The organism is Emticicia sp. TH156 (assembly GCF_002855535.1).
GTDB lineage: Bacteria > Bacteroidota > Bacteroidia > Cytophagales > Spirosomataceae > Emticicia > Emticicia fluvialis.
The window spans coordinates 332,364-358,706 of the sequence record NZ_PKRS01000002.1; the positions used below are offsets into that span (position 1 = coordinate 332,364).

The 26,343-nt window shown below is 40.9% G+C and carries 24 protein-coding genes; 14 read left to right on the forward strand and 10 right to left on the reverse strand.

Going from position 1 to position 26,343, the window contains the following annotated elements; all coding sequences use genetic code 11:
- Positions 1-29 precede the first annotated feature (29 nt).
- A complete protein-coding gene (locus C0V77_RS05385) occupies positions 30-467 on the reverse strand; it encodes a CBS domain-containing protein (RefSeq protein WP_101725300.1) in 438 nt (145 codons plus the stop codon).
- A 181-nt stretch (positions 468-648) separates the two neighbouring features.
- On the opposite strand from C0V77_RS05385, the gene rplU reads away from it, so the two are divergent.
- The 3 genes from rplU (at position 649) to C0V77_RS05400 (ending at position 2,017) form a co-directional block, all read left to right on the forward strand.
- Entirely contained in the window at positions 649-960 is a 312-nt protein-coding gene (gene rplU, locus C0V77_RS05390; protein WP_101725301.1) for a 50S ribosomal protein L21, read from the forward strand.
- Positions 961-1,034: 74 nt separating this feature from the next.
- Positions 1,035-1,292 carry a 50S ribosomal protein L27 gene (rpmA, locus tag C0V77_RS05395; protein WP_101725302.1) on the forward strand — a complete coding sequence of 86 codons (258 nt, stop codon included), beginning with the start codon at positions 1,035-1,037 and terminating at the stop codon, positions 1,290-1,292.
- Positions 1,293-1,420: 128 nt separating this feature from the next.
- On the forward strand, positions 1,421-2,017 hold the full coding sequence (locus C0V77_RS05400) for a NifU family protein (RefSeq protein ID WP_101725303.1): 597 nt from the start codon (positions 1,421-1,423) through the stop codon (positions 2,015-2,017).
- A gap of 61 nt (positions 2,018-2,078) precedes the next feature.
- Here the strand turns inward: C0V77_RS05400 and C0V77_RS05405 are convergent, their stop codons facing one another.
- Complete coding sequence (locus C0V77_RS05405; protein WP_101725304.1) at positions 2,079-3,002, reverse strand: phosphatase; 924 nt, start codon at positions 3,000-3,002, stop codon at positions 2,079-2,081.
- 159 nt (positions 3,003-3,161) lie between these two features.
- Between C0V77_RS05405 and rpsU the strand changes: the two genes are divergently transcribed.
- The 3 genes from rpsU to C0V77_RS05420 all read left to right on the forward strand — a co-directional run bounded on the left by rpsU (position 3,162) and on the right by C0V77_RS05420 (position 5,334).
- A complete protein-coding gene (rpsU, locus tag C0V77_RS05410; protein WP_101725305.1) occupies positions 3,162-3,356 on the forward strand; it encodes a 30S ribosomal protein S21 in 195 nt (64 codons plus the stop codon).
- 111 nt (positions 3,357-3,467) lie between these two features.
- Positions 3,468-4,352: a tyrosine-type recombinase/integrase gene (locus tag C0V77_RS05415; protein ID WP_101725306.1), complete on the forward strand. Its 885-nt coding sequence runs from the start codon at positions 3,468-3,470 to the stop codon at positions 4,350-4,352.
- Positions 4,353-4,398: 46 nt separating this feature from the next.
- Complete coding sequence (locus tag C0V77_RS05420; RefSeq protein WP_101725307.1) at positions 4,399-5,334, forward strand: bile acid:sodium symporter family protein; 936 nt, start codon at positions 4,399-4,401, stop codon at positions 5,332-5,334.
- A gap of 55 nt (positions 5,335-5,389) precedes the next feature.
- Here C0V77_RS05420 and rfbB read toward each other — a convergent pair whose 3' ends face one another.
- Both rfbB and galE read right to left on the reverse strand, forming a co-directional pair.
- The gene (gene rfbB / locus C0V77_RS05425) at positions 5,390-6,454 is read right to left on the reverse strand and encodes a dTDP-glucose 4,6-dehydratase (protein ID WP_101725308.1); all 1,065 of its coding nucleotides are present in this window, start codon (positions 6,452-6,454) and stop codon (positions 5,390-5,392) included.
- 71 nt (positions 6,455-6,525) lie between these two features.
- Positions 6,526-7,542 (reverse strand): UDP-glucose 4-epimerase GalE, encoded by a 1,017-nt coding sequence (gene galE, locus C0V77_RS05430; protein WP_101725309.1) that lies wholly within the window; start codon positions 7,540-7,542, stop codon positions 6,526-6,528.
- Between the two features lie 182 nt (positions 7,543-7,724).
- On the opposite strand from galE, the gene C0V77_RS05435 reads away from it, so the two are divergent.
- A complete protein-coding gene (locus tag C0V77_RS05435) occupies positions 7,725-8,561 on the forward strand; it encodes a transglutaminase-like domain-containing protein (protein WP_101725310.1) in 837 nt (278 codons plus the stop codon).
- Position 8,562: 1 nt separating this feature from the next.
- Here C0V77_RS05435 and C0V77_RS05440 read toward each other — a convergent pair whose 3' ends face one another.
- Complete coding sequence (locus tag C0V77_RS05440) at positions 8,563-9,195, reverse strand: 4'-phosphopantetheinyl transferase superfamily protein (RefSeq protein WP_101725311.1); 633 nt, start codon at positions 9,193-9,195, stop codon at positions 8,563-8,565.
- 702 nt (positions 9,196-9,897) lie between these two features.
- Here C0V77_RS05440 and C0V77_RS05445 point away from each other — a divergent pair.
- Both C0V77_RS05445 and C0V77_RS05450 read left to right on the forward strand, forming a co-directional pair.
- Positions 9,898-12,975, forward strand: a complete 3,078-nt coding sequence (locus tag C0V77_RS05445) for a TonB-dependent receptor (RefSeq protein ID WP_101725312.1) — start codon at positions 9,898-9,900, stop codon at positions 12,973-12,975.
- 71 nt (positions 12,976-13,046) lie between these two features.
- Positions 13,047-14,393, forward strand: coding sequence for a RagB/SusD family nutrient uptake outer membrane protein (locus C0V77_RS05450; RefSeq protein WP_101725313.1), 1,347 nt, complete (start codon positions 13,047-13,049; stop codon positions 14,391-14,393).
- Between the two features lie 75 nt (positions 14,394-14,468).
- Here C0V77_RS05450 and C0V77_RS05455 read toward each other — a convergent pair whose 3' ends face one another.
- The 3 genes from C0V77_RS05455 to C0V77_RS05465 all read right to left on the reverse strand — a co-directional run bounded on the left by C0V77_RS05455 (position 14,469) and on the right by C0V77_RS05465 (position 18,790).
- On the reverse strand, positions 14,469-15,320 hold the full coding sequence (locus C0V77_RS05455; RefSeq protein WP_229236205.1) for an SMP-30/gluconolactonase/LRE family protein: 852 nt from the start codon (positions 15,318-15,320) through the stop codon (positions 14,469-14,471).
- Positions 15,321-15,568: 248 nt separating this feature from the next.
- Complete coding sequence (locus tag C0V77_RS05460) at positions 15,569-17,719, reverse strand: catalase (protein WP_101725315.1); 2,151 nt, start codon at positions 17,717-17,719, stop codon at positions 15,569-15,571.
- 102 nt (positions 17,720-17,821) lie between these two features.
- Positions 17,822-18,790 (reverse strand): YihY/virulence factor BrkB family protein, encoded by a 969-nt coding sequence (locus C0V77_RS05465; protein ID WP_101725316.1) that lies wholly within the window; start codon positions 18,788-18,790, stop codon positions 17,822-17,824.
- A 386-nt stretch (positions 18,791-19,176) separates the two neighbouring features.
- Between C0V77_RS05465 and C0V77_RS05470 the strand changes: the two genes are divergently transcribed.
- From C0V77_RS05470 to mog, 4 genes are all read left to right on the forward strand, one after another.
- Positions 19,177-20,655 (forward strand): alpha-amylase, encoded by a 1,479-nt coding sequence (locus C0V77_RS05470; RefSeq protein ID WP_101725317.1) that lies wholly within the window; start codon positions 19,177-19,179, stop codon positions 20,653-20,655.
- A gap of 45 nt (positions 20,656-20,700) precedes the next feature.
- Positions 20,701-21,546, forward strand: coding sequence for an SDR family oxidoreductase (locus C0V77_RS05475; RefSeq protein WP_101725318.1), 846 nt, complete (start codon positions 20,701-20,703; stop codon positions 21,544-21,546).
- 25 nt (positions 21,547-21,571) lie between these two features.
- Positions 21,572-23,071 carry an MFS transporter gene (locus C0V77_RS05480; RefSeq protein WP_101725319.1) on the forward strand — a complete coding sequence of 500 codons (1,500 nt, stop codon included), beginning with the start codon at positions 21,572-21,574 and terminating at the stop codon, positions 23,069-23,071.
- Between the two features lie 123 nt (positions 23,072-23,194).
- Positions 23,195-23,719 (forward strand): molybdopterin adenylyltransferase, encoded by a 525-nt coding sequence (mog, locus tag C0V77_RS05485; protein ID WP_101725320.1) that lies wholly within the window; start codon positions 23,195-23,197, stop codon positions 23,717-23,719.
- 104 nt (positions 23,720-23,823) lie between these two features.
- Here the strand turns inward: mog and ychF are convergent, their stop codons facing one another.
- Both ychF and C0V77_RS05495 read right to left on the reverse strand, forming a co-directional pair.
- Positions 23,824-24,927 (reverse strand): redox-regulated ATPase YchF, encoded by a 1,104-nt coding sequence (gene ychF, locus C0V77_RS05490; RefSeq protein WP_101725321.1) that lies wholly within the window; start codon positions 24,925-24,927, stop codon positions 23,824-23,826.
- A gap of 266 nt (positions 24,928-25,193) precedes the next feature.
- On the reverse strand, positions 25,194-25,544 hold the full coding sequence (locus C0V77_RS05495) for a DUF3276 family protein (protein ID WP_101725322.1): 351 nt from the start codon (positions 25,542-25,544) through the stop codon (positions 25,194-25,196).
- A 231-nt stretch (positions 25,545-25,775) separates the two neighbouring features.
- Between C0V77_RS05495 and C0V77_RS05500 the strand changes: the two genes are divergently transcribed.
- A complete protein-coding gene (locus C0V77_RS05500; RefSeq protein WP_101725323.1) occupies positions 25,776-26,339 on the forward strand; it encodes a septal ring lytic transglycosylase RlpA family protein in 564 nt (187 codons plus the stop codon).
- Positions 26,340-26,343: the final 4 nt, after the last annotated feature.

The window sequence follows — 26,343 nt, forward strand, 5'->3', positions numbered from 1 at the left end:
TCGCATGAGCCAAAGAGTTTGTAAAGAATTTAAGCGTAGCTGCCCGATATATAACTTTCTAACGAAGCTATCTGAGACTTCTGTTCATTGATTAACGTTGAAACCAGGTCATTGATAGAAATAATGCCTACCAGCGTGCTGCCGTCCATTACTGGCAAGTGCCTGATGTGCCTGTCAGACATTATCTGCATGGCATTTTCCAGTTTATCTTCCACATCTATGGTAATAACTTTGGCGGTCATTACATCTTTTACCTTTGTTTCATCTGAGTGCAGGCCTTTCAAGACAATCTTGCGGGCGTAGTCGCGCTCAGAGAAAATTCCGGAAAGGGTTCCGTTGTCAATTACTAAAACCGCCCCTATGTTTTTATCTGCCATCTCTACAAGTGCATTGTATACAGTTGTGTCTGACGAAACCGAAAACAGGGCATTGATTTTCTTTTTCTGCAATATCTGACGAATTTTCATAGGTGTGTACGTTATGGTTGATTGAAACTTCTTACAATTTTATAAAAAAAATCATAGAAAGCAATAGTTTGAAAAACAAAAATATATTCTTAACTTTGCACCCCTAAATAATGCGTTTCAGACATTAATCAGCGCTTATTCAGAATAAAACAGTATTCATTGTAAATCTATCATTCAAAAAATGTACGCAATCGTAGAAATCGCAGGTCAGCAATTTAAAGTTGAAAAGGGTCGTACGCTCTACACAAACAGATTAGAGGGTGAAACGAACGCTGAACTTGTATTCGACAAGGTACTCCTTGTTGACAACGGTGGAACCATTTCTGTAGGTACTCCAACCGTAGCTGGTGCTTCTGTAAAAGCAACCATCCTTGAACACCTTAAAGGCGAGAAAGTAATTGTTTTCAAGAAAAAACGTCGTAAGGGCTACGTTAAAAAGAACGGTCACCGTCAGTATTTGACCAAAATTCAAATCGACGAAATCGGAGCGTAAAACTGGTTGAGTGAAATGCTCAGCAACAAAAACATTTATTCATTGCAATTCACTAATTAAAAGAGAATAAGGTCATGGCACACAAAAAAGGTGTCGGTTCGTCAAAAAACGGCCGCGAATCAGAAAGCAAGCGCTTAGGCGTTAAATTGTTTGGTGGCCAAACGGCTATCGCTGGTAACATCATTGTTCGTCAACGTGGTACCAAACATAATCCGGGTGTAAACGTAGGTGTGGGCAGAGACCATACACTTTTCGCATTAACCGATGGTATCGTAGAATTTAAAAAAGGACGTGACGGAAAATCATTCGTTAACGTAGTAGCAGAAGCTTAATCAGCACCCTGCAAACGACATGTAGACCTGCCTTTACGGGCAGGTTTTTTTGTGCCTCAATAAACTTATTTCTGGTGTTTTATGTTCTTAACAAGACACTAATTCATTTAAAATACAAAACAATTGTCATGCTTCAACGCCAAACAATGATATATACCGAACTGAGCCCAAATCCGAATTCAATGAAATTCGTATTGAATTTTGAGCTGGCTCCGGACGGATTGTCTTTCGACTACCCCACCATTGTTTCTACTGCAGAAGAAGGTAAGGCTTCGCCTTTGGCGGCAGACCTCTTCCAATTCCCTTTTGTAAGAAGAATTTTTATTGCAGCCAATTTTATTACCATCACAAAAGATGATGATACTGAGTGGGAAGATGTAGTTTATGATGTTAAAAAGTTTCTGAAAATATATTTTGAGCAGAACCACCCGGTTTTTACACAAAAAACTATTGATAAAAATACCCTGATTATTGACGCCAATGATTCGGCCGTAGTGGCAAAAATTAAATCGACGCTTGACCAGTACGTTCGGCCGGCAGTTGAGTCTGACGGCGGTGCTATCAACTTTGCATCTTTTGATGAAATAACAGGCCAGGTAAAAGTCTACCTTCAAGGCTCTTGCAGCGGTTGCCCTTCATCAACAGTTACCCTGCGTGACGGTATCCAACGTTTATTAACAACAATGGTACCTGAAGTGAAAGAAGTAGTAGCAGAAGGGGTCTGATAATTGAAGATATTAGCTGAGTAGAGCCCGGGCAATGCCCGGACTCTTTTTAAAAATGCCGTCAAAGTGCATTGCCAGATATAATCCTGGACAATATACCTTCTTTCAGTGAATATCTGGAAACCTGCACGTGATTGATTCCAAAAGCCTGTATCACATATTTAATAAGGCAAACCGCTACTACAATCATATCTACACGCAGTTCTATCATTCCCGGAATCGCCATTCGATCAGTATGGTTTTTAAATACCAGTTCGTCATACGCCCTGTAAAACTCTGGAATTGAATACTCAAATCCTACTTGTTGTTCTTCAGGTAATACTCCTTTTTCCCGCATGTATTGCATATCAATCAAGGTATCAAAAGAACCTGACGAGCCGATTAAAATTTTAGGGTCATACTGATGGCAGGCATTGGCCAGCGGCAATAACTGCTCTCGGAAGTAATCATCCATCTGTTGTATCGAGCGCATAGAAACAGGGTCGGTCTTCATAAACTTATCCATTAATCGTTGTCCGCCTATTTCAAAGCTCTGTTTCCAGAGAATCCTGTCTGCATTACCGATAATAAATTCTACACTGCCACCGCCAATATCCATCACCATTGATGTTTCTTTAATGGGCACGGCTTCTTTTACGCCATCATATATCAGTTCAGCTTCTTTATCTCCTGAAATTACCTGAACTATGATACCGGTTTCTTCTGCTACACGATTAACAAATTCATCTTTATTGGCCGCATTTCTGATAGCGCTGGTACCAATGGCAAATACCTGCTTAGTTTCTATGTCATGGCTATCAATAATGCTCTTAAAATGCTTAAGAACACGCAAGGCTCTCTGGATACCCTCTTCAGAAATAATACCTTGGCTAATACCCCCCTGCCCTATTTTAGCCGGGATAGACTCTCTGTAAAGTGTCTGGTTGTTCTCAACAATCAATAAATGAAAAGTATTGGTTCCTAAATCAATGACGGCTATTTTCATGAAGCGGTATTCTGGTGATGTTTCCGGTGCAAAACTACACCTTTTAAAAAAAGACTTGCAGACCTGCCCCGATTAAATTTCATAAAAACCTGACGGATACTTGAAAAAACAATTAATTATTTCTACATTTGCAGCCCAAACAAAAGGAGGTGTATCTATATGTTAGTAGTAAATGTAAAAGAAAACGAGTCTATTGATAAAGCGTTGAAACGTTTTAAAAAGAAATTTGAAAAAACTGGTGTGTTGCGTCAGTTGCGTAAACGTCAGGCTTTTGAGAAACCTTCTGTAGCTCGTCGTAACGAGGTTATACATGCTCGTTATGTAACAAAACTAAGAAGCAACGAAGAAATCTAAAATCAATTGACAGCCTAACCGAAACTAAATTTCGGTGCTTAATTGTAAATAGATATATTTTAAACCATATTAGCAGTTTCAATTGCCTAAAGCAAATTGTTTACCGCTAATATGGTTTTTTATTTTTTACAGTATATCCAATTCGAAAAACGGCTTAGTCGGCATACGCTTACCGCTTATGAAAACGATATGAAGCAGTTTTCGTCTTATCTCCTCTTTCAATACGAACTGAAAGAGCCTGAAAAGGCCGATTCACAGATGATAAGGTCTTGGATAGCCGGCATGGCTGAAGAAAAAATGGATAACCGGAGCATCAACCGGAAAATAGCTACTCTCCGCAGTTTTTATGATTTTCTGCTTCGTCGCAAAGCCATCAATGCCGACCCGATGCTTAAAGTAAGGGCATTGAAAACCGACAAACCCCTACCGAAATTTGTTGAGGAAAAACCTATGAAAACGATGCTGGACGAAACCGGTTTTGAAGCCGATTTTGGCGGACACCGGGATAAACTGGTTCTGGAACTACTCTACGGCACAGGTATGCGGCTGGCTGAGTTAATTGGCTTAAAAACGGCTGATGTCAATCTATTTAACCAGACACTTACCGTGCTGGGCAAAAGAAACAAGCAAAGGGTTATTCCTGTCAATAAAGGCTTGGCAGAGGCCATTGCTGTTTATCTGATTTACAGGAAAGAGTTTCTGAGCAATTACGAAGATACCCCTTACCTGATTTTAACTGACAGCGGAGTGCAGGCGTATCCGATGTTTATACAGCGGTTGGTGAAAAAACACTTAACGCCCGTTACCTCTCTTGAACAAAAAAGTCCCCACGTTATAAGGCACACTTTTGCCACGCATCTGCTTAACCGGGGTGCCGACCTGAACGCTATTAAAGATTTGCTGGGCCACACCAGCCTGGCCGCAACACAGGTTTACACGCACAATACCATTGAAAAACTAAAGAAAGTATATCAACAGGCGCACCCAAAGGCCTGATTGGTGCCTGCCAACCGCAACATTCAACCTATAACTATGACTCTTGATGAAAAACTACCTCTACACCCTCTGCCTGATAGCGGCAGTTAGCCTTGCTTATTTTTATCCGCAATATTTTATTGAAGTCAATGGTTTTCAGTTAAAAGAGCTGATTATCCCTCTTTTGCAGATAATTATGTTCGGTATGGGTACAACCATGACCTACGACGATTTTCTGGGAGTAATAAAAATGCCAAAGGCGGTTATTATTGGGCTGGTATGTCAGTTTACTATTATGCCATTTTTAGGCTTTGCCATTGCCAGTACCTTCAATTTCCCTCCTGAAATTGCTGCGGGTGTTATTCTGGTAGGCTGCTCGCCCAGCGGGCTGGCGTCAAACGTTATTTCCTATATTTCAAAAGCCAATGTCGCCTTATCAATTACTATCACCTCACTTGCAACTATTCTGGCACCTTTTCTTACACCTTTTCTGATGAAAATGCTGGGTGGACAATTCATTGAAATCAATTTCTGGTCTATGATGTCAGATATCGTTAAAATGATAATTGTTCCCATCAGCATTGGTTTTCTGGTTAACAAATTACTAAAAAATCATAATACGCTATTACAGAAAATACTGCCGCTTATATCAATGGGGGGAATAACAATAATACTTGTGGTAATTACAGCTGCCGGGCAAAAATCAATTCAAGCCGTTGGTTTGGCTTTGGTTTTTGCTACTGTAATTCATAATGTAGGTGGATTTATTTTGGGCTACTGGGGCGCCAGATTATTTAAGCTGCCCGAGCAAGATTGCCGCACCGTAGCCATTGAGGTCGGGCTGCAAAATGCCGGGCTGGCCTCCGGCTTAGCAAAGGCAATGGGTAAGCTGGCTACAGTAGGCATAGCCCCTGCGTTATTCGGGCCAATCATGAACATAAACGGGTCGCTGCTTGCCAGCTTCTGGAGTAAAAGGCCGGTAGATAAGTCTTCAGCATCATAAGATACAAGAAAAGCACGGCTTCCCGTGCCTTTCTCTTTTATAAACTTCCGGAATCTTATCTTCCGGTGTACATGCTTTCGTAGTATTTCATGTAATCGCCACTGGTTACGTTTTTTAACCAGGTAGTGTTTTCAAGATACCACTCTACAGTGTTTGTAAGACCTTCTTCAAATTGAAGAGAGGGCTGCCAACCCAGTTCGTTCATTAGTTTGGTGGCATCTATGGCATATCTTAAATCGTGCCCGGCACGGTCTTGCACATAAGTGATTAATCCGGCAGAGGTACCCTCAGGGCGGCCGAGTTTTTCATCCATTATTTTGCAAAGCAGATGCACCAGGTCAATATTCTTCCATTCGTTAAAGCCGCCAATGTTGTAGGTCTCTCCATTACCGCCTTTGTGGTAAATAACATCAATAGCACGTGCATGGTCTTTTACATACAGCCAGTCGCGCACGTTTTCGCCTTTTCCATATACCGGCAAAGGCAAATGATGTATGATATTGTTAATCATTAGCGGAATCAGTTTTTCAGGAAAGTGATTCGGCCCGTAATTATTAGAGCAATTAGAAACCACCACCGGTAGCTTGTAGGTATTATGATAAGCCCTTACAAAGTGGTCAGATGAAGCCTTTGAGGCTGAATACGGAGAACGCGGATCATAGCTGGTGGTTTCAAGGAAGAACTCCTTCGGGTCATGCAGTTCACCATACACCTCATCGGTCGATACATGGTAGAATCGCTTACCTTCATAATTGTTTTCTTTCCATACCTCGCGAGCCGCATTAAGCAAGTTAACGGTGCCTATAACGTTGGTCATCACAAATGCCATAGGGTCTGTTATCGACCTGTCAACGTGCGACTCAGCGGCCAGATGAATAACGCCATCAAAATTGTACTTCTGAAACAGTCCTTTCAGAAAATCAGCATCTACAATATCACCTTTCTCAAATGAATAGTTAGGCAGGTGCTCAATATCTTTCAGGTTTTCAAGATTACCGGCGTAGGTTAGTTTATCCAGATTAACAATCTGATAATCGGGATACTTGGTAACGAATAGGCGAACTACATGAGAACCAATAAAGCCTGCTCCGCCGGTTATTAAAATGTGTTTTGATTGCATCTTTCTATTTCAGTTTAGGTATTACAAAAGGCCGGCAAATAGTTTAACTACCGGCGTTTTAGCACATGGCATTATTTGTTTTCAGCTATTTTCTTTTCCCAACGCCAGGCATCTTCCACACTTTCTTCCAACGACTTCTCGGTTTTCCAGCCCATTAGTTTTTCAGCTTTCTCAACACTTCCATATATTTTCTCAACGTCTCCTGCCCTGCGCGGCCCTATCTCATAATTCAGTTTTATATTATTCACTTTTTCAAAGGCTTTTATAACCTCTAATACAGTATTTCCACGGCCTGTGCCTACATTAAATACCTCATAAAAATTATCTTGTTTCTCTGAAAGCAATTTTAATGCCGAAACGTGCGCCTTTGCTAAATCAACCACATGTATAAAGTCTCTTACATTGGTACCATCGGGGGTATCGTAGTCGTTCCCGAAAACGGTCAGTTTCTCTCTTTTGCCTATAGCTGTTTGTGTAATAAACGGAACAAGATTGCCAGGTACGCCTCTTGGCAGCTCGCCGATATGAGCAGAAGGGTGCGCACCAATAGGGTTAAAATAACGTAATGATATAATTTTTAAAGCATTACCTGCTGCTATTGTGTCTCGAAGTATGTCTTCACAAATAGTTTTGGTATTGCCATAAGGCGATGCCGCTGGCTTACGCGGTGTATCTTCTGTTACAGGTATTGAATCTGGCTGGCCATATACCGTACATGACGATGAAAAAACAAGGTTCTTGATATTCAGTTTCAGCATCACCTCCAGTACATTAAGGGTTGAGCCTATGTTGTTTTCATAATATTTAAGCGGTTGCTGCACCGACTCACCTACGGCTTTATAGGCAGCAAAATGGATGATTCCTTCAATATTTTCTTCTGCACAAATCTTTTCAAGAGATGCTATATCGTTACAGTCGTTTTCATAATACTTTACAGACTTATCCAGTATTTTTTCCAGGCCTTGCAGCATGGTTTTTTCAGAATTGCTGAAATTATCAATAATAACAGGGTCATAACCGGCGTTCACCAGTTCAACTACTGTGTGGGAGCCAATAAATCCGGCACCGCCGGTAACTAAGATTTTCATAAGCTTAAATTATCCTGTTAAAGTTTTTGAAAAAGTTTTTTAGCAAAACTATTTGTTTTTTTGGCAAAAGTATGAATTTAGAGGTGGAATTAGAAAATTTTGAGGTTTGAAGTTTTAACATGGCCGTAGCATAGCAGTTAGCACACTGACTGTCAGCTATTTAAAGCCGTAACGGAGCAGGTATGAAAGAATCAGAAATAAAGGCGCTGGTAACACTTCTCGACGATGAAGATATGGAAGTAGTACAGCATGTAGAAAAACAATTGAGAACGATTGGTGGCGCGGTGATTCCTTTGCTGGAAGACCATTGGCAGGAAAACGGGTTGAATCCGGTGTTGCAAAAGAAAATTGAAGACCTTATTCATGACTTGCAATACAACTTATTAGTTACCAGATTAGTAGATTGGAAAAATAACGGGCACCAGGATTTGCTGGAAGGTATGTGGATTGTGGCAACGTATCAGTATCCTGATATCAGTCTTGAAAAATTGCGCCAGAGCCTGAACGATATTTATTTTGATACCTGGCTGGAATTCAGGGACGATTTGCACCCGCACGATCAGGTAAGGATATTGAATCAGGTGTTTTTTGACAAGTATAAGTTTCAGGCCAATACGAAGAACTTTCATTCTCCGGCCAACTCTATGTTGAATCAGGTTTTTGAACAACGCAAAGGCAACCCGATTTCGCTTTGTATCATCTATATGTTGCTGGCCAAGCGGCTGGGCATGCCGGTAAGCGGTGTTAATTTACCCAGCTTGTTTGTTCTGACCTACAAAAACCCACAGATACAGTTTTATATAAATGTATTTAACAGAGGGTTAATATTTTCTAAGATTGATATTAGCAACTACATTAAACAAATGCACTTGCTGCCACAGGATAGCTTTTATCAGCCCTGCACTAACCTTGATATTGTGTGCAGAGTTCTGAGAAACCTGATTGTGTCGTTTGAGAAAGTATCGGATGTAGAACGAGCGCAGGAAATAGAACATGTACTGAAGCTACTAACCGAATAGATTAACACACAGCTACCAGATAGTATTTGTCTATTTTCTCTACAAATATCTGGTATGTCTGGTCTATTTCATTAATCTTAAGCCTGCCATTAATAACCTGTTGATTGATGCTGAATGGTGCTATCAGCAGGTTATCGTTAAAAATTACCTTACGCTTACCATACAATTTATAAAGCGCCTCTTTTGCCGACCAGTAAATACAAAGTTTATCCAGGTCACCAGCAGCATCGGCCCTTTCAGCGTATGACAAAAACTTGTGGGCAATTTTCTGCAATTTTTCGCTTGGGCGTTCCATATCAATGCCCAATGGCAGGTATTTATGCATTACTACAGCCACGTATTCAGCAGTATGCGTTAATGAAAACTGCCAATCAGAACCCACCAGAAAAGGCTTACCATATTGATCCTTTTTAATACCCAGATACTCAATTCCCAGTTTGTCTGCCAGATACTTAATAGTTAACCTGCTGCAAAAAAACTCTATTTGCTTTTGGGCATGACTAATTCCAGCCAATTCGGCATCGGTCAATATTTCAGAGGGCAATAGCGCTTGCAGCTCATCATGCGACTCTTCGATTTTCCAGACAGCCAAAAATGATTCATTACTGTATTGCTTCTCATTGACAATGGCCATAAATAAAAATGCGTGGTTTTGGCGAAAAAGCCGCAAATAAATGAATAAACTGAAAACCAGAGTTTGATTTGAAATATTTTTTTACATTTGCTTACAGGCATCTAATTTCTGGCTGATAAAAAAACATCACCTTCAGAATTGAAAAAAAAGCAGATATTAACAGGCAATTAATAACCTTACTCACCTTTAATGTGGTAAAACCACCCGGGCCAGACTTTAAACCCCGTGGTTTATTTTAAACACAAAAAGGCTGAAATATTGCAGCAAATAAAGAATTCGTTGTCAGATTATAAGAAGTTTTTTGTGAATTCACAAAATTTTCTAAAATTGTATGCCTGAAATACAGCATAATCTTTTAAACTTTCGTCTTTTGACTAAGCAATGATTTTCTTTGAGCCTTGTTTTAGCAAATAACTATTTTGTAAAGTTTGCGGTAATTTTTTAAAACTAAACTAATACTATAAATTATCTGACCTATGAAAATTAAAATTCCTCAGTTTCATCTAAGCTTCTATACTACTACAATTATCTGTAGTTAATTCAGTTTTTATTACGCCTAATTTTTGTACTTTATATAGTTTACCTTGTACAATAAATACTTTGTTAACACTTATTTGCTATTTTGACTCATATTTTGAGGTATATATGCAATTTTAATTTATTTTTAATCACTTTAATTAATCTATAACAAACTAAATACGAATGAACAAACTTTTACGGGTTTCATTAGGCTGCCTGTTCCTCTTTATTTCATTTTGGGGAAATGCGCAAGATGTAGATGTAACGGGAAAAGTTACGTCTACCGAAGACGGTAGTCCGCTACCAGGTGTTTCGATTACAGTAAAAGGTACAACAAGGGGTACAACAACCAACATAGACGGAACCTACAAAATTTCTGTTCCGGCTAATGGTACGCTACAGGCCAGCTTTATTGGCTTTGCCTCGCTTGAACAACCGATTAATAATCGCAGAATTGTTGATTTTAATCTTGTACCAACTACTAAAGATTTGAACGAAGTGGTTGTAACCGGTTATGGTTCACAAATCAAGCGTGATTTGACAGGTAATATTGCCAAAATAAAAGCTGCTGAAATTGCTGATGTACCTGCTACAACGTTTGAGCAAAGTATCCAGGGTAAGGCCGCCGGTGTACAGATAAACCAGGGTACCGGTAAATTGGGCCAGGGTATCCAGGTACGGGTTCGTGGTCAGTCGTCGGTTGGTGCATCTAATCAGCCACTTTACGTATTAGATGGTATTCCGCTTACGCAAGAAAGCCAAGCCGTTTCAACCAGTGCTACTAACCCTTTGGTAGATATCAACCCACAAGACATTGAGTCAATCGAAATTTTGAAAGATGCTTCTGCGGGTGCTATTTATGGTGCGCGTGCTGCCAATGGTGTGGTACTTATTACAACTAAAAAAGGTAAGGCCGGAAAAACCAGTGTTTCTTTTGGTATGCTATATGGTAAAAGCAAGCCAACCAATGTGTTGCAGTTCCTGAACACCAAGCAATATATGGATTTTTACCGCATGGCTGCTGCCAACTCAGACGCCATTGACGGATATGAAGCAAGCGACCCTGATTCTTATACTTCTTATATGGAAAGCTTCTTTGTTACCCAAAGCCTGGGTACCTTAGGAACTGCCAAACAAGCTGATACAAAATGGGCCGACCTGGCATATCAGGATGCTCCGATGCAACAATATGACCTGAGCATTACCGGAGGTTCTGAGAAAACTACCATCTTTATCTCTGGTCAGTTGTTTGACCAAAAAGGTATTCTTGCCGGAAACGCATTCGGACGGATGTCAGGCCGCATGAATCTATCTCATAAGGTAACTGATAAATTATCGGTGGGAATGAACATGAGCATGACCCGCTCACTTAACGAGCGTGTATCAGGCGACCGCCAGTTTGACAACCCTCAGCAGTTGGTTGCGCTTCCTCCGATGACTCCTGCTACCGACCCTGATACAGGTTTACCGGTAGGTATGCCTCCCGGAGACATCAATATTCCGGTTTATTACAATGCTCTTATTAATATTGGCAATGCCTATTACAACACTACGGTGCATCGTAATATAGGTAATGTATTTGGTGAGTATAAATTCTTTGATGGCCTTCGATTCCGTTCTGAATTGGCAGTAGATTTATTGAACCAACAGGAAGAGCAATACTATAACAGCAAAACCCAACGTAACTTTGGTGCTCCACTAGGTTATGGGTACAATCGTTTTGTAAGAGTTGAAAACTACAACACCAACAATTACTTTGTGTTTGACAAAACAATTGGCGTTCATTCAATAGATGCAACTGCTGGTATGTCTTTCCAGAGTTCGCTGAGAAAAACGGTTGCAGCTGAAGGAAAAGATTTTCCATCTGACGCCTACCGCATGATTGCCAGTGCTGCCAGAAAAACAGACGCCAGCTCTTCTGAGGCAGCTTATAACTTCTTGTCATATTTTGCACGTATCAATTACAAATTCAACGAAAAATATTTGTTGGGTCTGAGTGCACGTACTGATGCTTCTTCTCGCTTTGGTAAAGATAACCGCTATGGTTTCTTCCCGGCGGTATCAGCAGGCTGGATTCTTTCAGAAGAAGGCTTCCTTAAAAACAGCGATGCGCTTAGCTTCCTGAAAATCCGCGGTAGCTGGGGTTTAACCGGTAATGCAGAAATTGGCAATTTTGACCATCTGGGCTTGTTTTCCGGCGATGCAGGTTATGGCACTTTACCGGGTCAGCGTCCATTACAGTTAGCAAACCCTAACCTGCGCTGGGAGGAAACCCAACAGGTTGATATTGGTTTAGACTTTGGTTTGTTTAAAAACAGAATCAATGGAGAAATTGATTATTACGAGAAAAAGACTACCGGTTTGTTACTGAACGTAAACGTACCTGGTACATCAGGTTTTGCGGTACAACGTAAAAACGTAGGCTCGTTAACCAACAAAGGTTTTGAATTCGTGTTGAATACCGAAAACCTGGTTGGCCAATTTAAATGGAAAACGAGCATCAATGCCTCTACCAATAAAAACGAAATTACCAGCTTGCAAGGACAGGTTATTGAGGGTGGTTTGAGCAATATGAGCCGTGCAGTTGAAGGCCAGCCGTTAGGCGTATTCTATACAGTAGAGTATGCAGGTGTTGACCCTGCCAACGGAGATGCACTCTTCTACAAAAACACTAAAAATGCAGACGGAACATTAGACAGATCAACTACTAATGTTTACTCACAGGCTCAACGCGTTGTAGTTGGCAGCCCACTACCTAAATGGATAGGTGGTATTACCAATACTTTCAGCTATAAAGGCATTGAGTTGAGCGTATTCTTTAATGGTGTGTTTGGTAATAAACTAAATTTCTACGGAGTAGGCCGTTTCTCTTCTGCTAATGGCCGTTATGAAGATAACCAGACTGTTAACCAGCTGGCAGCATGGACACCTGAAAACCGTGATACAAAAGTGCCTCAGGCCCGTTTGTTCTTTAACAACGGTGCGCAGGCATCAAGCCGCTTTATTGAAGATGGTTCATTTATACGCCTTCGTAACGTAACGCTGGCTTACAACCTGCCAAAATCTTTAATTAATAAAGTAAAACTAAGCAATGTAAGGTTATATGTAACCGGCCAGAACTTGTTGACATTCACAAAATATTCTGGTTGGGACCCTGAAGTAAATGCCGATGACATTGTGTCTAACATTGCTTTGGGTTATGATTTTTACACTACTCCTCAGGCAAAAACTATTACGGGTGGTTTAACAATCAATTTCTAATTTCTTTTTCAGCATTTAACGAAACAGAATGCAGTAATTTAATTTATTAAATAAAGCAATCAGAAAATAAAATGAATAAAAATATAAAAAATTGGGTTTTTACCTTTGCCACAGTAGCTTTTCTGGCAAGCTGTGACAAAAAGCTGGACGTATTGCCTACTGCCACCATTGAAGAAACGGAGGCGCTGGCAAACTCGCAGGCTGTTGAAGTTACGCTTATAGGTGCTTATGATGCCATTAGCAGCAGTAACGTTTATGGTGGTGCAATGCAGTACTCAGGTGATTTGCTAGGCGCTGAACCTACAGAAATGCGCTTTGCCGGAACATTTGTTACTTTAGACGAATTGTGGCGTAAAACTTTTACCACGACCAACTCTCAGACGCAGGCTACCTGGTTGCAGAGTTATAACGCAATTAATATTACCAATAACGTTTTATCGGCATTAGATAAAGTAGAGACATCTAAAAAGGCTTCGGTTGAAGGTGAAGCACGATTTATACGTGGTCTGGTTTATTTTGACCTGGTAAGACTTTGGGCCAAAGCCTGGGCAGACGGCGACCCTGCTACTAACCTGGGTGTTCCGTTAGTTACCACCCCAACCCGTGGTATTACTGATACTGATTATCGCCCAAGAGCTACTGTTGCTGCTATCTATGCACAGGTAATTGAAGACCTGACCAAAGCAGAAAGCTTACTTGGTAATCCCCAAAACACAGGTTTTGCTTCAAAAAGTGCGGCTCAGGCTATATTAGCAAGAGTTTATTTGCAACAAGGTAAATATGCTGAAGCTCGTGATGCGGCAAACAAAGTAATAAGCGGTGGCCAGTTTTCATTAACCCCTACTTTTCAAGAAGCGTTCAGGGATGCAACTAATGATAGTGAAATTATTTTCAGAATCATAGTTACAGATCAGGATGGTGCCAACAGCCTGAATACGTACTATGCACCAGCTTCTTATCAGGGTCGTGGTGATATTCGTGTACTGAGCCCTTTCCTTAACCTTTATGGTGCCGGTGATACAAGAGGTACTTACTTTGTGAGAGCTTCAAATAATACTTATACAGGAAAACACCTTGACCAGTACGGCGATGTATCTGTAATACGACTGGCTGAAGTATATCTGATTCGTGCTGAGGCTAACCTTCGTTTAGGAACCACAGTTGGGGCAACACCACTAAGCGATGTTAATCTCATCAGAAGCAGAGCAGGCGCAACGCCACTTACAACAGTTTCGGTAACAGATGTTTTGAAAGAACGTAAATTGGAGCTGGCTTTTGAAGGAGAACAGATACATGACGTAAAACGCACCAAAGGTGGCGTTGCCGGCCTTACTTACAGTGATAACAAACTGGTTATTCCTATTCCGCAACGCGAAATAGATACCAATAAATCATTGGTTCAGAATCCAGGTTATTAATCTGAATTATCAATTAATAAAAATAGCGGGCGCAAGCGTCCGCTATTTTTATTATTACCGGTTTTTACAGATTTTTCAATTCACCCCTTTCACTTTCATGGGTAATACAAATACTGACTCAGAGGCAGTAATAAAAAGTATATCTTTGTTTTTACCACCAAAACAAACATTGGCTGTCCATTTGGCAGGTATGTCAATTTGCTCAATTTTCTTTCCCTCCGGGTTATAAACACTTACTCCCCTGCCCGCCAGATACACATTACCCTGATTATCTATTGTCATTCCATCTGACAAATCTTTGGCAAACTCTGTCTTGTTAGTCAACGTGCCATCGGCATTTATATCATATCTAACAATAGCGCGGTTGCCCATATCAGATACATACAGGTATTTGTTATCTGGTGTACCTATCAATCCATTAGGTTTCTTAATTTCTGGGTCAACCAGAATAGCCTCTTTCTTTCCTTTGGGTAAATAGTAGAGCTTTTCTCCGTTTATACCGGCATCAGGGCTTTTTCTTTCCCAGTAATTGCGCTGATAATACGGGTCAGTAAAATACATACCGCCTTTTTTATCAATCCATAAATCATTTGGCCCGTTAAAAACATGCCCCTGATAACCTTTCAGTAAGACCGTTACTTTTTTATCCGGGCTTATCGACCATATCTCATTATGTTCGTCGGCACAGGTAATTAGGTTACCTTTTTTGTCAAAGTAAGTACCGTTAGAGCGGCCGGCATTATCTAAAAAAACTGATAGCTTACCGTCTGTATCATACTTCCAGATTTTGTTGTTGGGCTGGTCGGTAAAAAACACATTGCCTTTTTTGTCTGACGCTGGCCCTTCTGTAAACGAAAACTGATTAGAAACCAATTGTGGTTTTGCCCCTTCGGCAATTATACCAGATTGCTGGCTGAATGTTTCCATAGCTATAGATGTTGTTAGGCACATTATTACAGCTAGGCTTCTTTGTGATTTGTTTTTCATTTTTTACGACTAAAAATTTGAATAGATGCTTTTGTAAAAATATGAATAAACTTCAGACAACCCTGCCTCACTGAAAATTTTAATTAAATATAAAAGCGCATGGCCTGCCGTTAACGACAAACCATACGCATTAAAAACAGAACGCAACTGCATTGCCTGTGCCAAAAAAATAAACTTTCGCTTTAAAATCAGTTAAGGTGTTTGTCTTTTTTTTCTCTTTCCCAAAACCTGTGCTGTGCAATAGCGTTTACTAATTCTTCATCAGACTGATTAACTAACAAGCCGGATAGCGGATTAATCTCCTTTGCCAGTTCCTTCATTATTATTCTGGCGGCTCTTAGCAGTTCCACCCCTTTGCCTTTGGTGGCTATGGGCTTGCAGTGCTTGTAGGCTTCTTCTATAAATTCAATAGCTTCTGGTTCTTCCAATAAGGCTTCCACACTTTTTGTGCCGTCTGCTATGTAAACTGCATCAAACAGTACAGAAGCTGCCGTCAGCAGGCTTTGGTCTACCTTCAGTTCTTTACCCTCATTGCTTTTGATAATGCCGAGTTTTGGCGCTATTATTGATGCTTTCGCGCCTTCTTTTTCCAGGGCTTTCTTAATATCAGTTATTGATTTTGCATCAAATCCATCAGCAGCCAAAAGCGCAATTTGTCTGGTCTTAATGGTATCTTTAATCGTATTGATCATGCTCAACGCAGCAGATTTGCTGATTGGCGAACTAGTAAAAATGGGCTGATAGTCTTGTGGGTCGGCATCAGCGGGTAAACTATGATTCATAGGTTCTTCCAATATTTCAGGTACCGGAAGGCCCAGTCCGTCTGCCACTGTTTGGGCCAGCTTTTTATTGACCTTGGATAACAAACCAAGCATTCTTTGCCGTATTTCAATTGTCTCAACTTTGCCCAGTTCAAATTTCAGTGCATTGGCAATGTGTTGTTTTTCAGGCTCAGACTGGCTTTCATAAAATAAAGTTGCCTGGCTAAAATGGTCTAAAAAGCTTTTGCTTCTGCTTCTTATCTTTTTACTGTCTATTCTCTCAGTAAAACTTTGAAAACCACCCTCTGCCGCTTTTGCCTGAAACGGACAACCACCAGCCAAAGAATTAGGGTTATAACTCACCCTGCCTTTGTTGATGGTTTGTCTCATAAAACCATCGCGCTGATTATTATGAACTGGTGCCACAGACCTGTTAATTGGTATCTCATGAAAATTGGGGCCACCCAGCCTGAGGAGTTGCGTATCGGTGTATGAAAACAAACGGCCTTGCAGCAGTGGGTCGTTTGTAAAATCAATTCCCGAAACAACATTACCCGGGTGGAAAGCCACCTGTTCTGTTTCTGAAAAGAAATTATCGGGATTCCTGTTCAATACCATTTTACCAATTCTTTTAACGGGCACTAATTCTTCAGGTATTATTTTGGTGGGGTCAAGCAGGTCAATTTCAAATTTAAATTCATCCTCGTCTGGTATTATCTGCACACCCAGTTCCCACTCCGGAAAAGCGCCGTTCTCAATTGCTTCCCATAAATCCCGGCGATGAAAATCAGGGTCTTTACCAGAGATTTTCTGGGCTTCGTCCCAGCATACGGAATGTACGCCTAACAGTGGTTTCCAATGAAACTTTACAAAATGCGCCTTACCTTCTGCATTTACGAATCTAAAAGTGTGTACCCCGAAACCCTCCATCATGCGGTAACTTCTCGGAATCGCCCTGTCGCTCATTACCCACATTATCATGTGCATACTTTCGGGCATCAGAGAGATAAAATCCCAGAATGTATCATGAGCCGACGCAGCCTGCGGAATTTCGTTATGCGGCTCTGGTTTAACCGCATGAACAAGATCCGGGAATTTCATGGCGTCCTGAATAAAGAACACCGGTATGTTGTTACCAACCAGGTCATATATGCCTTGCTCGGTATAAAACTTTACGGCAAACCCTCTAACGTCTCTGGCCATGTCTGATGAGCCCCTTGACCCGGCCACCGTTGAAAACCTTACAAATACAGGGGTCTTTAAGTCTGGGTCCAGCAAAAAATGAGCTTTGGTGTATTCAGCCATTGACTCATAGACCTGAAAATACCCATGCGCCGCCGCACCCCGGGCATGCACCACACGTTCAGGGATACGCTCGTGGTCAAAATGGGTAATTTTTTCGCGCAGAATAAAATCCTCCAGCAAGGTAGCACCTCTCTCGCCTATTTTCAGCGAGTTCTGGTCGTCATTAACAGGCAAGCCATGATTGGTTGTCATGGTCTGGTCGGTAGCATCGGCAATATGAATGCCTAATTGCTCGGTTTTTTTATTATCAGCAGGCTGGTCAGAATCTTTCATGACTATTGTATTTTTAAATTGTTAAAATGGTAATAACTCCGAACTCAAAATCATTCTTTTTACCCCTGTTACCTATTTTTCTTGTAGGTTCAGTACACTATTTTATTTCCTGTTTATTCTTTGGGTTTTTATGCTTTTCTCAATCAGTAATTTCTCCTCTTCCGTTAATTCAATTAATATGGCGTCTTTATTCGGTTCAATTCCCCTACCAAAATGCGTGGCATATTGCTTGGTAAATTCTGCACCAAAAAACACAATCATGCATGAATAAGAAACCCACAACATAACCAGAATAATAGAGCCAGCAGCACCGTAGGTTGAGCCCGGCTCTGCCTTACCGAAATAAAACCCAAGACCTAACTTACCCAATGAAAAAAGCAAAGCAGTAACCATGGCGCCAATCCAAACATCTTTCCATTTAATCCGGGCATCTGGCAGAATTTTAAACATAAGGGCAAAAAGCACGGTGATGATAGCAAACGATATGAAAAAACTGATGAATTGTAAAAGAAACAAAGTAAAATCTGGCAGATGAGACTTTATCCAGGCGCTGAATGCGGCAAGTGCCGTGGTAAGAACCAGTGACACCAGAAGCAAAAAACCAATTGAAATGATGAGACCAAATGAAAAAAGTCTGTCTTTGGCCAGTTTCAGCCATTTTTCTTTCCCCTTTAACTGCGGCTTTATTTTTACTTCCCATATCTGGTTCAGCGATGTCTGTAATTGAAGAAATACTCCCAGCGCGCCAAGTATCAGCGAAATAACCCCAATAATAGTAGCCACTATGGAGCTTTTTCTTTCTCCTGCTTTGGCAATGATGTCTTCCAGCTGGCGGGCTGTGTCGGCCCCCATTGCTGCACTTACCTGGTTTGAGATTTCGCCCTGTACAGCTTCTTTCCCGAATACAAGCCCTGCCACCGCCACAACAATTACCAGCAGTGAGGGTATTGAAAAAATAGCGTAATAAGCAATAATGGCGCTCTGCCTGAATGGGTCGGCGGCGTTCCAGGCTTCAAACGATTTCCTGGTAATGAGCCACAAATTTTTTGGACTTGCTTTAGTATTACTCATATTAAATATCCGGCAAACCGATACTCGTACTCAGAGTATTGATGTTTCAGGTAACCAAATACAAAAATTTCAAACCAAGTCTGTTTTGTGGAATTAGTTGCGCACCTTCCTTACGCGCTTCATACCCAAACGTAAAAACATCTACATATCCTGAAAACCAAAAAGATGTGCTGGAGCTAAAAAAATGAAGTAAAATTGCCTTAAAGAAGAAAAACCAGACCAAAGGCAGATAAAATACCCTAATGCCCCCATCAGGTTTTTAGCCTTGCATAGATTTTTAAACCTGTATTGGTGGCATGCAGGTAGCTTAATATCTGGCTTAGTGCATGGCTTGCTGCTCAAATGCCATTGCACAACAACTTCAAAATCAAAAATGAAATGTACTTATGAATCAGGTAATGATACAGTTTTTTGAATGGTATTACCCGAATGATGGTTCGCTATGGAACAAAGTTGGTACTGAGGTAGAAACATTTAAAGAATTTGGTATTGATACTATCTGGCTCCCCCCTGCCTACAAGGGCGTAAGTGGGTCTTCTTCTGAAGGCTACGACGTTTATGATATCTACGATTTGGGCGAGTTTGACCAAAAGGGAACCATACGCACCAAATACGGCACCAAAGAAGAATATATTGCCGCAATTGAACACCTACAGAAACACAAAATAAAGGTTTTGGTTGATGTGGTGCTCAATCATATGGGAGGCGCCGATGAAAAAGAAAAAATAATGGCCAGAAAGGTAGACCCTGAAAACAGGAATGTTTTTATTGAAGAGCCTGTAGAAATTGAAGCAGATACTAAGTTTTTATTTCCGGGCAGAAACAAAAAACACTCCGACTTCGTGTGGGACTACCACTGCTTTACGGGCATTGACCATGATACAGAAAGTGGTGAAAGAGGCATTTACAAAATAATAAATGAGTATGGCGATACATGGGAAGAAGTGGTGGGCGAAGAAAAAGGAAATTTTGATTACCTGATGTTCTCTGATATTGAATCGAGAAATCCGGCTGTATTGGATGAATTGAAACGCTGGGGTAAATGGTATTTTGAGACCGTAAGGTTTGACGGAGTAAGGCTGGACGCCCTGAAACACATAAGCCCCCATTTTTATAATGAATGGCTCAGCTACATGAAAACCCACGTAAAGCAGGATTTAATTGTAATTGGTGAATTCTGGACGTCGGGGACGGTTGATGTATTAGAGAAATACATTGAGGCAACCGGTGCGGCTATTCAGTTATTTGATGCTCCGCTGCATTATAATTTTCATACCGCCTCAATAGAAGGCAATAACTATGATATGCGCCACATATTCGGCAATTCTCTGGTTAGCAGGCAACCAGACCTGGCAATAACCTTTGTTGAAAACCATGATACCCAGCCATTTCAAAGTCTTGAGTCTCCGGTTGATGCATGGTTTAAACCATTAGCCTACAGCTTGATTCTGCTAAGACAGGAAGGCCACCCCTGTGTTTTTTACTGCGACCTGTATGGCACCTGCTATACCCATGTAAACCATGAAGGCGAAGAAAAACAGGTAATAATGCCCAAAATTACAGTCTTAGAAAAATTATTATTTGCAAGACAAAAATATGCCTACGGACCACAGCATGATTATTTTGACGACGCTCATTGCGTGGGTTGGATAAGAGAAGGAGCTAATGGCCAAAATGGTTGCGTAGTTTTATTATCAAACGCCGGAGAGGCCGTAAAAACTATGCATGTAGGTATGCAGTACGCAGGCAAAAGATTTATTGATTTGCTGAGAGACGATGCGCAGGAAGTTTATATTGATGAAGCAGGAAACGGAGCGTTTGGCGTTGGTGCCGGAAGCGCTGCTGTCTGGATTGCGTACGATTAAGTTTGCTGAGGAATAATTGAAACAAATAAAATTCACACATTTACTATGAAATCTTCAAAGAAAAAAATCGACTCAAATGCCTCAGGCGAGGCAGAAATGAAACACAAGCCTGTTTTTGAAAGAGAATACGACCGACTATCTCAGAAACTGGCAGGTAAAGTTGCCATTGTAACAGGTGGAGACAGCGGCATTGGCCGAGCCATTTGTGTGGCTTTTGCCCGCGAAGGAGCAAAAGTTGCCATCGTTTACCGAAAAGACATAGAAGACGCTAAAGAAACACGCAAGCTGGTAAAAGAAAAAGGAAGTGAAGCCATTATTGTAAGTGCTGATATCAGTATTGAGAAAAACTGCAGAAAAATCATAGACAAAGTAATTAAAACTTGGGGTACCGTAGACATTCTGGTCAATAATGCGGCTGTTCAGTATCCGCAGACAGAAATAGAGAATATCAAAGAGCCACAACTGGTTCAGACTTTCCGCACCAATATTTTCTCACAGTTATTTCTGGTTCAGGCAGCTCTACCCCATCTGAAAGAAGGAAGTTCAATAATTAATACCACGTCGGTAACTGCTTATAAAGGCAACCCATTCCTGCTTGACTATTCGGCCACCAAGGGAGCCATAGTTTCGTTTACACGGTCTCTCTCGGGTATTCTGAACGCCAGAAAAATCAGAGTGAATGCCGTTGCACCAGGCCCAATCTGGACACCACTTATTACTTCTACTTTTCCGGACGAATCATTAGAGACATTCGGTAAAGACACTCCCATGCAAAGAGCAGGCCAGCCTGCTGAAGTAGCCCCTGCTTATGTTTTTCTTGCTTCAGAAGATGCCAGCTACATTACCGGCCAGGTTATTCATGTAAATGGCGGAGAAATTGTTAATGGCTAAATTTTAATGACACAAGCTGATTATCATGTTCAATTTACAACCACAAGATACACTTACAGAAAAAGAAATAGAATGCGGCATGAAACTGAGTATCAGAGAAGGGCTGGCCACTGAAACCATGACAGTGCTTACCAGTGGCGCCTTTCTTACCGCCCTGAGCCTGCTTCTGGGTGCTACCAACCTTCAGATAGGGTTCATTGCTGCATTGCCTGCATTCTCTAATATATCGCAGTTAATTACCATCTGGCTCGTAAAACGCTTTAATAACAGGCGTGGCATCAGCGTTTTGTTTTCTGTTATGGGGCGTATTCCGATATTGGTGATTGGTATAATAGCCTTGTTTTTTCCGCGCGACATCTCTATTGAGTTTATTATACTCTTTCTTTTCTTTAATTTCTTTTTTGCATCTATGGCCGGACTGACTTGGAATGCCTGGATGAAAGACCTGATACCGGAGAAAGTAATGGGTACGTATTTTTCAAGAAGAAGTGGATATCTGCAAACGCTGAACGTATGCCTGAGCCTCATTACGGCACTGGCAATTGATTATGTAAAAGATAACTTCGCGGCATTTGAATTAGACGCCTATGGTTTTATGTTTGTTGCAGGTGGTATTATTGGCCTGGCAGGGGTTTTAATGTTATCGCGCATTCCAGAGCCTAAGTCTTTTCTTGGTAATGAAAACGTATTCAGGCTTTTTATTCTGCCGCTTAAAGACAATAACTTCCTGAGACTGCTCATTTTTAATTCGTTCTGGGTATTTTCGCTTAGTATTGCCACACCCTTTTTTACTGTATTTCTGATGAACCACATGAAATACAGCATTTCATATATTATTACACTTACCATTATAAGCCAGCTTTGCAGTATTGCCACCATTCGAAGCTGGGGTGTGTTTGCCGACCGATACAGTAATAAAACCATTTTATCTATTTGCGCACCAATTTACATTATATGCATTGGCGCATGGTCTTTTGTTGGCATTTATACTGAATTTGCCTCAAACTTTGCTTTGCTGGTGGGTATTTATGCCTTTATGGGCGCTGCAACGGCGGGTATTAACCTTTCGCTAACCAATATTGGGCTTAAGCTGGCACCGCGCAAAGAGGCCATTGCCTATCTATCGGTAAAAAATTCGGTTACCGCTGTTTTTTCTTTTATGGGCCCGCTTATAGGTGGTTTTCTGGCCGACTACTTTGCTAACCGGCACTTGAATATCAGAATAGAATGGACAAGCCCCAGCCTCGACAAAGTTTTCAGAATTTTGTCGCTTCACCAATGGAACTTCCTCTTTATTATTGGCGCTGTGCTGGCGTTGCTATCCTTAGAGTTTCTGGTAAGAGTAAAAGAAGTTGGCGAAGTAGAAAAAAACCTGGTAGTTAAAATTATGAGAAGCAGCATCAGAAACAACCTGAAAGATTATTTTGTAGTGGGCAATATGCTTAACTGGCATAACCACCTGATGGCTGTTATAAGAAAGAAAAAAAACGAACCAATACAAGACGGAGTATCAAAGCCAACATAGCCATAAGTTTTAAAGACTGAAAAACAGGCAAAGCAAATCCATTTGGCTTAATTTTGCCTTATCTTTCAACATATGTTTAGTTTATATATTAACTTAGGCCATTAAAAACTTAGGTGAACGGGTATGATAAAAATAGGAGTGATTAATGTTTCGGATAGAGCCAGTGCAGGCATTTATGAGGATATTCCGGGTAAAGCGGTAGTTGAAACGCTAAAAGAATATCTGGTGTCTGAATTTGAAACGGTTTATAAGGTAATACCAGACGAACAAGCCCTGATTTCAGAAACTTTGATTGAAATGGCAGATGTGCATGAATGCTGCCTGATAGTAACCACCGGAGGAACCGGCCCCGCCAGGCGCGACGTAACACCTGAAGCCACCGAAGCTGTATGCCAAAAAATGATGCCGGGTTTTGGAGAGCTGATGCGCATGGAAAGCCTGAAATACGTACCTACGGCAATATTATCAAGACAAACCGCAGGCATACGCAACAAAAGCCTGATTATTAACCTGCCCGGAAAGCCAAGAGCCATTCGTCAATGTCTCGACGCTGTTTTTCCGGCTGTCCCCTACTGCATAGACCTGATAGAAGGCCCTTTTCTGGTTTGTAATCAGGATGTAATGAAGGAATTCCGTCCGAAGGGTTAAACCAGTCAACGGCGTAATAATTAGGAAGAAAAGCAGGGTAATTATCTGATAATGAGACATAACCAAAGCAGGTTCCGGCGTTCCGGAACCTGCTTAAGAATCGACTATACATTAAACCTGAAATGCATAATGTCGCCGTCGGCTACAACATATTCTTTGCCCTCTATACGCAGGCGCCCGGCCTCACGGCAGGCAGCCTCAGAGCCATATTTTACATAATCATCATAAGCAATTACCTCCGCTTTAATAAACCCTTTCTCAAAGTCGGTATGTATTACACTAGCCGCCTGTGGGGCTTTCCAGCCTTCCTGAATCGTCCAGGCTCGTACCTCCTGCACACCTGCAGTAAAGTAAGTGCGCAAAGTAAGTAATTTGTAAGCAGACCTTATCAGCCTGTTCAAACCGGGTTCTTTTAAACCATATTCGTCCAGAAACATGGCTTTATCATCAGGATCTTCCATTTCTGTAATCTGCGCTTCAATAGAGTTGTTCAGCACAATCATCTGGGCGTTTTCGGCATCTGCTACCTTCTGAAGTATCTCCGAAAACTTGTTGCCGGTATGCATAGATGCTTCGTCAACATTGGCCACATACAAAACAGGCTTAATGGTAAGCAAAAACAAATCGGCAATAGCTGGTAAATCTTCTTTGGCGAGGCCTAGTCCGCGTACATTCTTACCTTGCAAAAGCCATTCCTGGCACCGCTTTAATACATCAAACTCGGCTTTTGCTTTGGCGTCTCCACCTACTCTGGCCTGCTTTTCAATCTTCTGTATTTTCTTCTCAATACTATCAAGGTCTTTCAGTTGAAGCTCGGTATCTATAATTTCCTTGTCGCCAATAGGGTTTATGTCTCCCTCATCACGAAGAATGTTATCATCTTCAAAACATCTGATTACATGTATAATGGCATCAACCTCTCTGATGTTTCCCAAAAACTTATTACCAAGGCCTTCACCACGGCTGGCACCTTTAACAAGCCCGGCAATGTCTACAATTTCAATCTGGGTAGGCACTATCCGGTTAGGTTTTACGAGTTCGGCCAGTTTGTTTAAACGGCTGTCTGGTACATCAACCAAACCCACGTTAGGGTCTATGGTACAGAAACGATAATTGCTTGCCTGTGCTTTGGCACTATTAGAAACGGCATTAAAAAGTGTTGATTTCCCAACATTGGGCAGACCCACAATTCCGGCTTGTAAAGGCATATAATTTTGTTAAACTTTTGTCTGAATAAATTTTGCGCAAAATTACTTTAAAAGCATCAGAATGGCAAAAGTAAATGCAAAAGGGAAGGATAATTTGACACAGGCCTATAATAGCAAAGCCTTTGAGAGACTCCCAAAGGCTGAATGTCTTTAACTCCCATACTCAAAAAGCAATTATCAAAAAAAAAAGGAGAATTACAGATTCCGGTTTGGTGAAATAAAACCGAATCAGCAGCAAAAATTGATAATTGATAATTCGTTAGGAACTACTCCCATTTCAAGTCAGAGCCACCACCCGCAGCATAGTCGTCTGTCTCTTCGCCGGCTGCAGTAACCTGCTCGTTTTTGTACTGATCGAAGTCAAAATCAGGCATCAGTTCAGTTTTAATGTGATCAATTGTATCTTGCAAAGCTTCAAGAAATTTGTTAAAATCTTCTTTGTAAACAAACATCTTGCTCTTTTCAAATACAAAACCGCCATCTTTCTGAAAACGACGACTCTCGGTAATAGTCAGGTAATAGTCACTTGAACGGGTACTTCTTACATCAAAAAAATAAGTACGCTTACCCGCTCTTACACGTTTGGAGTAAATTTTGTCTCTGTCTTCTCTTTCCACAATCCTTGTTAAGTTTTAGAGGTTTAGAATGATTTTCAAATATAGGTTTTTATTATTTTATGCAAAATATTTTATTAGGATTTTCAAACAAAAATAATGTTAATTTTAATTCAAATCAGCAATTCTCAACATAAATATTTTAATTATGATTTCATTACAAAATTTTTGATTGTTTTCAGCCTTGCCGAAATTTTTGTATATATGCAGTACAAAATCAAATTTCAACCCTGAATGACCCATAAAACAGTAACCTTTCTGTGTTTACTCGTTCTGCTTAATTCTACATTGTTACAAGGCCAGGCGTCTTATCTGGGTACCGAAATGTTCGGTAAAGCATCTTTCTATGAAAATGTGTTTTACGGCAAAAAAACTGCAAACGGCGAAATTCTTAAAAAAAATATGCTTACCTGTGCACATCAGACACTTCCGTTTGGTACTATGCTTGAAGTAACCAACCTCACAAACAATAATTCGTGTATTGTAAGGGTTAATGACAGAGGGCCATTTATAAAAAAAAGAGTACTGGACCTGACACATGCCGCAGCCAGAAGGCTAAACATGTTGCACCACGGAGTAGTTAATGTTAAAATAACCATAGTAGGCCAAAACAACAAAGTGTACATTGCCAGCGCAGGTTCAATGATTAAAAGCTCTGCCGACTTAATGGTCAATGAGCCGCATGATGGCAAAGTAAAAGTGCCCATGAAACCCAGGCACAAAACTATATTAAGCAAGCCTTCAAGAGCAGCCAATAAGAAAAGAGCCATGAGAAGAAGCAAAACTGGCCATAGATAGACGG